Origin of the sequence: Limnobacter sp. (assembly GCF_964228395.1) — a bacterium.
Taxonomy (GTDB): Bacteria; Pseudomonadota; Gammaproteobacteria; order Burkholderiales; family Burkholderiaceae_B; genus Limnobacter.
This window is the reverse complement of record NZ_CAXQZX010000020.1, coordinates 1-11692: the sequence shown is the minus strand read 5'-3', so window position 1 is coordinate 11692 and position 11692 is coordinate 1. Positions and strand designations below refer to the sequence as shown.

Annotated in this window: 10 protein-coding genes and 1 pseudogene; 7 read left to right on the top strand and 4 right to left on the bottom strand. The window is 54.5% G+C overall.

Annotation, left to right across the window (positions count from 1 at the left end; all coding sequences use genetic code 11):
• The 4 genes from ACEQU8_RS01810 to ACEQU8_RS01795 form a co-directional block, all read left to right on the top strand.
• Nucleotides 1–778 (top strand): MFS transporter (locus tag ACEQU8_RS01810; RefSeq protein WP_370261065.1); only part of this gene is annotated, 778 nt, incomplete at its 5' end.
• Between the two features lie 6 nt (nt 779–784).
• A complete protein-coding gene (locus ACEQU8_RS01805) occupies nt 785–2512 on the top strand; it encodes a protein kinase (protein ID WP_370261064.1) in 1728 nt (575 codons plus the stop codon).
• 134 nt (nt 2513–2646) lie between these two features.
• Nucleotides 2647–3660: an alpha/beta fold hydrolase gene (locus ACEQU8_RS01800; RefSeq protein ID WP_370261063.1), complete on the top strand. Its 1014-nt coding sequence runs from the start codon at nt 2647–2649 to the stop codon at nt 3658–3660.
• A gap of 64 nt (nt 3661–3724) precedes the next feature.
• Nucleotides 3725–4639 (top strand): DUF6279 family lipoprotein, encoded by a 915-nt coding sequence (locus tag ACEQU8_RS01795; RefSeq protein WP_370261062.1) that lies wholly within the window; start codon nt 3725–3727, stop codon nt 4637–4639.
• A 9-nt stretch (nt 4640–4648) separates the two neighbouring features.
• Here ACEQU8_RS01795 and ACEQU8_RS01790 read toward each other — a convergent pair whose 3' ends face one another.
• Complete coding sequence (locus ACEQU8_RS01790; RefSeq protein WP_370261060.1) at nt 4649–5701, bottom strand: hypothetical protein; 1053 nt, start codon at nt 5699–5701, stop codon at nt 4649–4651.
• A 62-nt stretch (nt 5702–5763) separates the two neighbouring features.
• On the opposite strand from ACEQU8_RS01790, the gene ACEQU8_RS01785 reads away from it, so the two are divergent.
• On the top strand, nt 5764–6477 hold the full coding sequence (locus tag ACEQU8_RS01785; protein ID WP_370261059.1) for a queuosine precursor transporter: 714 nt from the start codon (nt 5764–5766) through the stop codon (nt 6475–6477).
• On the opposite strand, the gene ACEQU8_RS01780 is transcribed toward ACEQU8_RS01785, so the two are convergent.
• From ACEQU8_RS01780 to ACEQU8_RS01770, 3 genes are all read right to left on the bottom strand, one after another.
• Nucleotides 6461–6982 (bottom strand): NlpC/P60 family protein, encoded by a 522-nt coding sequence (locus tag ACEQU8_RS01780; RefSeq protein ID WP_370261058.1) that lies wholly within the window; start codon nt 6980–6982, stop codon nt 6461–6463. The two genes, ACEQU8_RS01785 and ACEQU8_RS01780, sit on opposite strands and share 17 nt — an antisense overlap.
• A 209-nt stretch (nt 6983–7191) precedes the next feature.
• Nucleotides 7192–8535: an alanine/glycine:cation symporter family protein gene (locus ACEQU8_RS01775; RefSeq protein WP_370261056.1), complete on the bottom strand. Its 1344-nt coding sequence runs from the start codon at nt 8533–8535 to the stop codon at nt 7192–7194.
• Nucleotides 8536–8762: 227 nt separating this feature from the next.
• Complete coding sequence (locus tag ACEQU8_RS01770; RefSeq protein WP_370261055.1) at nt 8763–9668, bottom strand: alpha/beta hydrolase; 906 nt, start codon at nt 9666–9668, stop codon at nt 8763–8765.
• A 280-nt stretch (nt 9669–9948) separates the two neighbouring features.
• Here ACEQU8_RS01770 and ACEQU8_RS01765 point away from each other — a divergent pair, with 280 nt between their 5' ends.
• Both ACEQU8_RS01765 and ACEQU8_RS01760 read left to right on the top strand, forming a co-directional pair.
• A complete protein-coding gene (locus ACEQU8_RS01765) occupies nt 9949–11424 on the top strand; it encodes an OmpP1/FadL family transporter (protein ID WP_370261054.1) in 1476 nt (491 codons plus the stop codon).
• A 34-nt stretch (nt 11425–11458) separates the two neighbouring features.
• Nucleotides 11459–11692: pseudogene (locus tag ACEQU8_RS01760) on the top strand (VOC family protein); the annotation flags it as partial.

The following is an 11692-nucleotide window of genomic DNA, read 5'->3' as shown; positions in this document are numbered from 1 at the left end:
GTACGCGGCACTGGCCTTGCTGGCCTGGAAGCTTTCGCCATCGGGTGTGAGCATGCTAAGCCAAACCGCTGCCACCGCCATTTACTTGGGTTTGGTGCTGGTGTTTGCCTATGACACATTCAGCGCCTACCGCGTGAACCAAGAGATTTTTAGAACCCCGGTGCCCGCCATTCACCAATACAAGTTCAAACAGGTGGCCGTGCTAAACGTTCTTTACTTTGCCACCTTCGGATCAGAACTGGCAGTGGTGTCCATGTTGCCCCTGTTTTATTCCGAAACATTCAGCCTTGACCCGGTTTATGCAGGTCTGGTGGCCTCCATGTATGCCTTCATGAACCTGATGTCCCGCCCTGGCGGGGGCTGGATCAGTGATCGCTTTGGCCGCAAAAAAACCCTGCTCATCCTGACCGCCGGCTTGGCCGTGGGTTATGCGCTGATGGGCATGACCAATTCGAGCTGGCCTTTGTGGCTGGCGGTGATCACCACCATGGCGTGCTCATTTTTTGTGCAAGCTGGCGAGGGTGCCGTGTTTGCGGCTGTACCGCTGATCAAGCGACGCCTAACCGGGCAAATCGCAGGCATGACCGGCGCATATGGCAATGTGGGTGCAGTGGTGTACCTCACCGTGTTGTCTTTTGTAAGTTACCAGGCCTTCTTTTTTGTCATCGCACTCACCGCTGTGGCCGGCTTTGTTACTCTATTTTTGATGGAAGAACCCAAGGGCCACATGGCCGAGGTCAATGAAGATGGCACCGTGGAGCTGATCCGTGTGGGTTGATCAACCATGAACACCACCCTGCAGGTGGCCTTTGGCGCATGCTCGCAAGCTGGCGCCAAGGCGAACAACCAAGATGCCTTTGCGGCCTTGTGCGGCCAGGGCGACGCTGCACTTTTAAAAGGGGCCGCAGCAGTGGTGGCGGATGGTTTAAGCTCTTGCAGCCAAGCCCATGTGGCCAGCCAAACAGCCGTGACCAGTTTTGTCGAAGATTACTTTGGCACCCCAAACAACTGGAGCACCCAAAAATCGCTGAGGCAGGTTGTTGCCAGCTTAAACAGCTGGATGCATCAGCAAAATGCGGGAGCAAACAACACAGGCAACCGCATGATGACCACGCTGGCTGCTGCGGTGATTAAATCCAACACCTTGCACTGCCTGCACGTTGGGGATTCCCGGGTGTACCAAATGCGTGCCGGGCGTTTGGACCAGCTCACCGAAGATCACAGCCGCACCGAGCGTGGGCACACCTACCTCGCCCGCGCAGTGGGTGCAGATCGCCACGTGGACCTCACTTACAGCACCCACGAAGTGCTGCCCGGCGACCTGCTGCTGTTGTGCACCGATGGCATACATAGCGTACTCAAACCCGCGGTGTTACAGGCCACCTTGGCCAATGCAGAGAAGCAACACGACCTGGAGGCCTTGGCCCGCCAGTTGGTGGCACAAGCACTGGCTCAAGGCAGCCAAGACAACCTGACCGCCCTATTGGTGCGAATTGACGCCCTCCCCCTTGAGACTCTGGAAGAAACCCATCAACGCCTCACCAGACTCCCCATTCCGCCGGTGCTGAACATTGGCAACAAGATCGATGGTTACGAGGTGCTGGATATTATTTTTAGCGGTACGCGCAGCCACATGTATCGCGTGCAGGACCTACACGACGGGGCGCAATACACACTAAAAACTCCATCGCAAACATTCGCGGATGACCCGCTTTATTTGGATGGATTTGCGCGCGAAGAATGGGTGGGCCAATGCATAGACCACCCCAATGTGATGAAAACCCATGCGCCCAAAAGGCCCAAGCAATTCATGTATTACCTAGGGGAGTACATCACGGGCATTAACTTGCGCGAATGGATGTACGACAACCCCAAACCCAGCCTCGATGCAGTCAGAAAAATTGCAAAACAGGTGCTTGCTGGCCTAAGGGCATTTCAGCGCGCCGACATGGTGCATCAAGACATCAAACCCGAGAACATCATGCTGGACCAACACGGTCGGGTCAAAATTCTGGACTTTGGCACTGTGCTGGTGGCCCGCACCGACGAATTGGTGTCGCCGCTGGATAAATCCATCCCACAAGGCAGCGTCAATTACGTGGCACCAGAATACCTGTTGGGCGAAGCTGGCAGCGTGCAGGCCGATTTATTTTCTTTTGCAGTGGTGGTGTACGAAATGCTGACCGGCCACCTTCCCTACCCAGAAAAAAACAGCAAACAGACCACGTTAAAAAGCTACCGTGCACTTAAATACATTCCTGCCAGGCAATGGCGACCCGACCTGCCGCTTTGGGTAGAGGCATGCCTTCAAAAGGCACTGCAACCCAACCCCATGCACCGCTATGCGGCATTGTCAGAATTCATGCACGACCTCACGGTACCCAACCCCAGCCTGGAGGCCGAGCTGCTTCATAAGCCCTTGGTCGAAAAAGATCCTCAACTGCTTTGGAAAGTCGTCGTCTTGGTGCTGCTCGCCCTCAATGCAGTGCAACTGTATTTGCATGTCAGTTAATCATCACTGATCTTTGACACATCACATTGCGTAACAGAATAAAGATTATATTTTTTACGCCAAAAGAAACAATTTCGTAATGAATCCAAGTATGCTTGCGTAATCATGTAGCACTGAAAACAAGAAGAACGACGTTGGCTAAACCTGTCAGAAAATCCAGAGGCAAAGAGATCACCCCGATTGGCGAAGGTGCACGCCTTGTTGACCAATACTTCGACACGGTGGGCGAGGCCTATTTGCGCCACGCGCCCGAAGTGGATGCGCACAAGCTTCGGGATTGGCGTCCAAAATTGTGGAGCCTCACACGGCTTAACCCTTGGTATGGTGGCTTGGTGGGCGTTCACCGCAAGCGCATCGGTGTTGGCAAAGACAAACTGGTTTGGCTTGAAATTGGGTTGGAATCCAGCCCCACCCTGCTGCTACTGCATGGGTTTGCCGCAGCCAAGGAGCACTGGCTTCCGCTACTGCCATTTTTTGCAGGCCAGTTCCGTATTTTGATTCCAGACCTGCCAGGCTGGGGCGAAAGTGGGTTCGACCCCGACAAACAGTACGGGCTTGAAGACCAAACGGAACGGCTGCGCAATTGGCTGGTTGACATTGGCGCGCACAAAGTCAACGTGGTGGGTAACTCCATGGGCGGAGCCTTGGCAGGTCTGCTGGCTGCAAGGCATCCTCAGTTGGTGACCAGCTTGGTGTTGATGGATGCGTTGGGTTTGCCCGGTAAAGAGCACACCAGTTTTATTGATGAAATTCTGCGCGGCAAAAACCGCTTGGTTCCACGCGACCCGGTGGATGTGATCAAGCTGACCGATTTGGTATTCCACAACCGGGCACTGGCTGCATCGGCTGCGTTTTTTTCTGCCTCGGAACTGATACATCGCCGGGATGTGAACACTTTCCTGTTTCGCGAAATGCTAAGCCGCCGCCCCGATTACCACAAGGCCACCTTCGAGAATGTTGTGGCCCCAACCTTGGTGATGTGGGGCACCGAGGACGAAGTGCTGCACGTCAGTTGCGCGCACGAGTTTGAAAGGCTCATCAAGCGATCCGAGATTTGCCTGTTTGATGGCGTGGGCCACCTCCCCATGATCGAGGCGCCATTTCTTTGTGCGCAAGCCATCAAGGAATTCATCCGGAAAAGCATCTAAGCCGCAGGCAAGCCCGCCGTATAATCCAACGGAACCCTCGCTGAGTTGAGGTGGTCTTACGCGCATGAATTTTAAACTCGCTTTATTTGCACTAGGGCATGGTCGACGGTGGGCTCACGGAGCGGCCCTGTTGTTGCTCGCGCTTGCCCTCACCGCCTGCAGCGCCATTAAACTGGGCTACAACAACGCACCCAGCCTTGCCCACACCTATTTAAGCTCAGCAGTAGATTGGGACGACAAACAATCCACCCAACTGCGGCGGAGCCTTGAAAACATTGTGGCCTGGCATCGCAACAATGAACTCACGGTGATTGCGGCGCAACTTGAACAGGCCACCATTCGATTGGTGAACAAGCCCGACAGCCAGAATCCAATCACGCCCGTGGAATTGGAGGTGTATTACACGACCATTCAAGGCTCTTTGGCCAGAACTGCCTTGGCCGCAGCGCCTGAAATTGCCAAAACCATGCTGATGCTGTGGCCCAACCAAATTCAGCAAATTCAGCGGGCTCTGGACGAATCGAACCAAGAGTACCGCGAGCAGCGCCTGCAATCCAACCCGGGCAAACGCCTTGAAGCCACCGCCAAACGCATGGAAAAGCGCTTTGAACGGTGGCTGGGCAGCTTAAACACCACTCAGCGTGCGCGCATCAAACAGTGGGCCGAACAGAGCCAAAGTTATAGCGAAGCTAGGTACCAGCAACGCTTGCAGCGACAGGAGGAATTCATGCGCTTGGTGACCTTGGCGGCCAATCGGCAAATCGAAGAGGCCGCGCTGAGCAAACAGGTGGCCACCTTGCTCACCGCCTGGCAAAACCCCAGCACCGCGCAGGCCAGGCAGGTCGCGCAGGCCAGGTTGGCAGACACGCTGCAGTTGGTGGCCGATGTATTGAACACAGCAAGCCCACAACAAAAGCAACGGGCGGCAGAGCGGGCCAGCGGGTGGGCGCAAGACCTCACCGTGTTGGCAAGGGGTTAAAAGGCCTTTTTAGATGCTGGCTGAGCCGAGCAGATCCAGAGTTTTTTTGCTGGTATAGAAGCGTTTCAGATGGCGTCGAATGAACGTCTCTGCCAGGCCGGTTTCAATCAACAAATCGGCCAGTTCGGGCGCGTAACCACACACTTCGTCCACGATCATTTCCCGGCTCACGCCGATGTCTTCCAACAACACGCCCAAGGTTTGATCACCGTATTTGTCAAAGAAAAAATCCACGCCTGCGTCGATGCATTTCTTGAGGTAATCCGTTTCACGGAAGCCCAACCAAAATTCGTAGCCAATGACCATGAATTCCTGAAGGTCTTGCTCGGTCACGTAGTCTTTGTAGGCACTCAGGGGCCATTGGCGCACCACGTCCCAAAATGCCAAAGCACTGTTCATGGCGTTTTCTCGGTAGTGTTCGTTGTCCAAGGTGTCATCGACCATCTCTAGCGAACTGGCCACAGCGCTTTCCATGAGCTGTCGCGCCTTGTCTTCCAGGGTTTCGCTCAGCTCAGGGGCGCGGTTTTTTAGCCATTCACGCGCGCGCCGTGTGCTGTGCGCCACCGAGCCAAACTTCATCAAATTGTTTTGCTCAAACATGTAGCCCTTGAGCACGGTGAACACCACATCCGACAAAAAATTGCGAAAGGGCTCGCTGTTGCGCACATTGGTCACCGCATGGTCCAGCACGCCATGCTGCTCAAAAAGCTTCTTGATGAATTCGGTGGCCACGGCATCGGGCACCACCTGCCCCACTTTGGTCCGGCGGCTCGCCGGGAAGTGGTAAATAACCCGTGCAATTTCACCAAACAACTCTGGAATGGCGCCACCAATTTCCATTTCCACTGCATATCGCTGGGCTGTGGCTTTTACCTTCTCAAGGTCCACCGCTTGGTTCAGAGTCACCTGTTGGATCACATCCAGCGCGCGTTCAATTTCATCGGCCACCAAGGCCTGAAATTTTTTGCCTTTCAATTGCTGCATCCAGAATGCAGTTTGCGCTTCCAACAATTGATCAGCTAGCTGAGCAGGCGTGGGCAAAGGGTTGGCTTGTTTGGGCATGGCGGGCATCGTAATATGGTGAACTTTGCGATTCTAACCCGCAGCTCGCCTTCTTCAGGCGAATGTTTCTCCTAAAAAATCCCATGCGCCAATACAAGTATTACGAGTTTGTTCTGGTGGCCTTTGTGGCTGTGCTGCTGTGCTCCAACCTCATTGGGCCAGCCAAAATTGCACAACTTGAATTGCCGTGGGTGGGCACCGTTACTTTTGCAGCGGGTGTTTTGTTTTTTCCAATCTCTTACATTTTTGGCGATATTTTGACCGAGGTGTACGGCTATGGCCGAGATCGGCGGGCCGTGTGGGCTGGCTTTGGAGCGTTGGGCTTTGCCTCTTTCATGGCATTTGTGGTCGTGAACATGCCTCCCGCGCCGTTCTGGCTTGAGCAACAAGCCGCCATTGAAACCGTGTTTGGCAACACGTGGCGCATTGTGCTGGCTTCGCTGATTGCATTTTGGAGTGGCAGTTTTGCCAATAGCTTTGTGTTGGCCAAAATGAAAATTCTCACCCAAGGCAAATGGCTGTGGACTCGAACCATTGGGTCCACGCTGGTGGGGGAGTTCATCGACTCAGCACTTTTTTATGTGATTGCGTTTTGGGGCATCATGACCACCGAGCAAATCATCACTGTGGCTCTCACCCAATATGTACTAAAAACCACCTGGGAAATATTGGCCACGCCCGTGACGTATTGGGTGGTGGCTTGGCTTAAACGCGCCGAAAACGAAGACCACTACGACACCCACACCCACTTCACACCATTTAGTTTGAAGGTTTAAACAAACCCAGGCTGATACGGCGAGCTTCAATGAAATGCTTTTGCCAATACGGGGTCAGCAATTTGGTGATTTCTACCCCGCGCCTGGCCGACACATGCATGAACTGATTGTTGCCCAGGTAAACCCCCACATGCTTGCGCGTGGGACCGGTTTTAAAAAACAGCAGGTCGCCTGTTTGTAATTCGCTTTGATCAACCGCTTTGCCCATGGTCATTTGCTCGCGCGAGCTTCTGGGCAGCTCAAAAGAAAAGTGATCTTTGAACAAGGTTTGTATAAAGCTTGAGCAATCAATCCCCTTACGCCCTGTGCCACCCAGCCGATAACGCGTGCCTTCCCATTCCGCGTAATGGGCCAGCAAGGCACGCTGCAATTTGCCCAACTCTGCCGCCTGCACGGGGTTGGCCGTACCTGCCAGCACATTTTGCGAGTCGGGCAGGCGCACCATGGCCTGTTCAAGAAGTTGTTGATCTGCATCAGCGCTGGCAGGGTTGTGAACCCCAGCCATAAACAACGCCGCGCAACAGAAAATAAAAGCCTGCAACTGCATCACCACCCCCCGTTGATTTTTTTGGAATGCACACGGCTTCTGTTTTTTTTAAAAACTAACACAGTGTAAAAATAGACAACAATCGGTAAAGTGCTTCATTTTTACCGACTGTTGTCAGCATTCCCACGGGAAGACCGCACGGGTGTTGAATTGCAATTTTTTATGAATCAACGCTTTGCAAAATACTCTTGAGTGAGCTTGGCAATCACGGGTGAAAGCAGCAGCAAACACACCAGGTTTGGCAGAGCCATGAATGCGTTGAGCGTGTCGGCCACCAGCCAAACAAAGTCCAGTTGGGTAACTGCCCCCACCAACACAAACAAGGTCCACAGCACTCGATATGGCATGGTAATGGCTGTGCCGGCGATAAACTCCCAACACTTCTCGCCAAAATACGACCATCCCAAGATGGTGGTGAATGCAAACACCGCCAAAGACAAGGCAAGCACGTATTCGCCCACGCCAGGCAAGGCCGTGGCAAAGCCGCTAGAGCTTAACGCGGCGCCTGTGGCACCGCTGTCCCACACACCGGTCACGATGATGACAAGGGCGGTCATGGTGCACACAATGATGGTGTCAAAGAAGGTGCCCATCATGCCGATCATGCCCGACTCGACCGGGTTTTTGCTTTGACCCGCGGCCTGTGCAATGCCCGCAGTGCCCAAACCAGCCTCGTTGGAAAAAATGCCGCGGGCCACGCCGTAGCGCATGGCCATCATGATGGCAGCCCCCGCAAAGCCACCTGTGGCAGCCACGGGGTTAAATGCACTGTGGACAATGAGAGCCAGGGCAGCGGGCACTTCGCCTGCGTACATCACCAGCACGATCACGGCCGCCACGATGTAAGCCAGGCACATGAACGGCACCAGTTTTTGGGCCACTGCACCAATACGCTTCACACCACCCAACAGCACAAAACCCACCAACACCGCCATCACAATGCCAGAGACCCATTTGTCGACCCCAAAGGTGACCTGCAATACATCGGCCACGCTGTTGGACTGCACCATGTTGCCAATACCAAAACCGGCCAACCCGCCAAACAGCGCAAACAACACCGCCAACCACTTCCAGTTGGAGCCCAACCCGTTCTTAATGGCGTACATGGGACCACCCACGTACTGGCCGCGAGCATCTGTTTCACGGTAGTGCACGGCCAGCAGCACTTCAGAGTATTTGGTCGCCATGCCAACCAAGGCGGTCATCCACATCCAAAACACCGCGCCGGGGCCACCCAACGCAATGGCTGTCGCAACACCAGCGATGTTACCGGTACCCACGGTGGCGGCCAGGGCCGTCATTAACGCTGCATAGGGGGTAATTTCACCAGGCGCATCGGGCGAGGGGTTGCGGCCTTTCCACACCCAACGAATGCCAGCGCCAATTTTAAAAATTGGCATCAACCTCAACCGAAGCTGCAAATACAGCCCTGTACCCAAAATCGCAATCAACATGGGCGGGCCCCACACAATGCCGTTGATCTGCGAAACAAATGCCGTCAGCGCTTCCATGTTTTTTATTCTCCGAATGATTACTAGAAGACCAAAAGGCAAAGATCATGCCAATCGTTTCTTTTGGTTAAACAGCGAAAATCCGGTCAATTATTGGGCAAATGGCGGGCAATGTCACCTTTTTGGTGCTGATTAGCCTTGGATCTGCCACCATGCCTGTAGGAAGATTCCGCACAGTGGCAGCCCGATATGAACAATATTTTGTTTCTCGAATGAACATACACCCGTTAAAGTGGGTTTCGAATGAACTGCGCAATCTGCCAGAGTGCGTGATCTGCGTCTTTCAACCAAGCACCAAACACCTGAAAGTCGTGCCACATTCTGGGATACACCTCACACTGCACGCTCACGCCCGCGGCCTGGGCTGCCTGCGCCAGCCGCTGTGCGTCATCGAGCAAAATTTCGTCGCTTCCGCATTGAATCAACAAGGGCGGCAAGCCCTGCAAAGGAGCAAACAAGGGAGACACCCGTGGATCATCCAGCTCAATTTGCCCGCAGTAGGCCTGCGCCCCCCGCATCAAAGGAATTCTGCTTAACAGGGGGTCAAGTTTGGCGTTGCTGTGTACAGAGGGGGCCGTCAGCGTTAAATCCACAAAGGGAGACAACAACACCATACAGACCGGCTGCTGCAGGCCACTGTCTTTCATGGCCAAGGCCATGCTCAACACCAGGCTTGCCCCGGCAGAGTCGCCACACAAACACAATCGACTGGGGTCCAGCCCTTGGGCAAGCAGGCGCTTCAGCACGGCAAGCCCGTCGAGCAAAGCAGCAGGGTAAGCATGCTCGGGAGCAAGGCGGTAGTCTGGCAGCAACACGCGTGCATTGGCGCGCACCGCAATTTCAGAGGCCAGGGCCAGATGGGTGGCAGGCGAGCCTGCAAAAAATGCACCGCCATGCATGGCCACCACCACATGTTCAGGGTTGGCATTGTTGGTACAAACCTCGACCACCGGCACCCCATCCATTCGGTGATGCACAATGCGGCACTCCCGGCGTGGTTTGAGCAAACTTGAGCCAGCATTCAACCCCGCCCGCAAGGCCGTCAGGTCTAAGGGCAACTGCCCACCCCATTTCATTCCCACCCGCAAACCCGTTCGCAGTGCGCGCTGCACCCAAGCGTCTATAAGCGACATTGAATACCACCCGTGTTGTGATTGCAGCAATATAACTCAAACCAAAAATAACCGTTAATGACCCACGGGTCAGATATTTGGTTTGAACGATTGTTTGAATATGGGTTAACCTTTACGCCGGTAAAACAAACACAAATTTTGGTCGCAGTGAGTATTTTTCGTATTAACCATTGCACCCACTAAACACTTTATTTTTCATCAGCCAATTCAAATAACCCCTTTTCGGGCAACTGGCATCCAAAAGACCAGGGCGAGAATTCGGGGTTGGGGAGACAAACCTATGGCGTTGTTGCAGCACGGCTTGCGCAAGCGAGCCCTGGCAGGGGCTGTGTTTTTGGCGTTTTCGACCAATGCACAGATGGTTTTGGCGGGGGGTACCTCCAACGACAACCAAAGCACAGGCGGCATTGCCAATGCCGGCGCTGGCCAGGCGGCCGAGGCAGCCGACCCCTCAGCGATCTTTTTTAATCCCGCTGCACTTACCCGGTTTAAACGCATTGAGGTGTTGAACGTGGCCACGGTTGCCACCTTTGTGAACGATTACACCTCAAGACAAGACAACGACGGCCCCCCCACCAACTCTGGCACACAAGGCTCCAACGGTCAGTTTTTTTCCAGAAAAGACGGCTATGACGCAGCGCTGTTCATTCCCGGTTTGTTTGTAGCCATTCCTGTTAACAACAAGCTGGTGATGGGTTTTAGTGCATCTGGGTCGCATGGCCTGTTGGCGCGCTACGACGAGAATTACCCTGGCCGTGGCCAGGGCCGCGATGTCGACCTGAAGGTGACCCGGCTGAACCTGGGCTTTGGTTACAAACTCACCCCCACCCTGTCTTTGGGTGCGAATGGTTCTTACGAGCGCTACTTCCAATCGATCAAGCTGAAAATCAATTACCGCGATGCGGTTGAAAAATTGTCGCCTGGCAGCAGTACTTTGCTGGATGGCGCGGCCGCCTTGGGTCAGGCCCCACCCATTCCGGACGAAAGCGATGCAAAGCTGCGCATGTTTGGCTGGGCATTCAACGCACAAGCAGGCATGCTGTGGGAGCCCAGCGAGCGCACCCGCATCGGCGTGTCTTATCGCCCCAAAACCTATTTTGAAGGCAACAGCGGCAAGCTGACCATTGATGAAAATGCTGACACGGCTGCCTTCCGAGAATTTCTGCGTGGCCCAACCATTGGTACCTTTGGCCCCTTGCTGGGGGTAAACGGCCCACAAGCCGCAGGCGATCTGGAGCCCTTCCAACGCGCACGCCAAAACATCACCTTCCCCGACGAGTTGCGTGTGTCATGGTTCCACCACTACAGCCCTCGGCTGGACCTGATGGCCACCTACACCTACCAGGACTACACCGACACCCGCCTGCGCTATGAGCGTGAAAGCAATGGGCGCTTGATCGAGGACGTGCCTCAAGACTTCAAAGTGGCGCACTCTTACCGCCTTGGCTTTAACTACAAGCTCTACAAGCGCCTCACGGTGCATGCAGGTTACGCTTGGGAAAATGGCGTAGTAGAAGACGACTTGCGCATTCCCATTTTGCCTGACAACGACCGCCGCTTCTTTGGCGCCGGGGCCACCTTCTACCCAAGCCGCGACATCACGTTGGCATTTGCTTACCAGTTGCTCGACGTGGACGATGGCCAGGTGGGCAACAACGATCAAATTAGGCCTGTCGAGGTGTCTGGTGGCGAGTACAAGGGCATTACCAACCTGGATGTGCACTTCTTCTCGGTGAGCCTGTCACAGAAGTTTTAATGGCGCGCACCGCGCAGCAGCAAAGGAGAAGCACATGCTTGGATACGTCACGCTTGGTACCAATGACCTTAAAAAAAGCGCTGAGTTTTTTGACAAACTGCTTGCGCCCCTGGGTGCCAAGCGACTATTGGATGTGCCTCGAGGCGTGTTTTGGGGGACGGGTTTTGACAAAGCGTTTTTTGGCGTCATGACCCCCATCAACGGCGAACCAGCCGCGTGTGGCAATGGCACCATGGTTGCGCTGGCTGTACAAAGCCGCGAGCAAGCC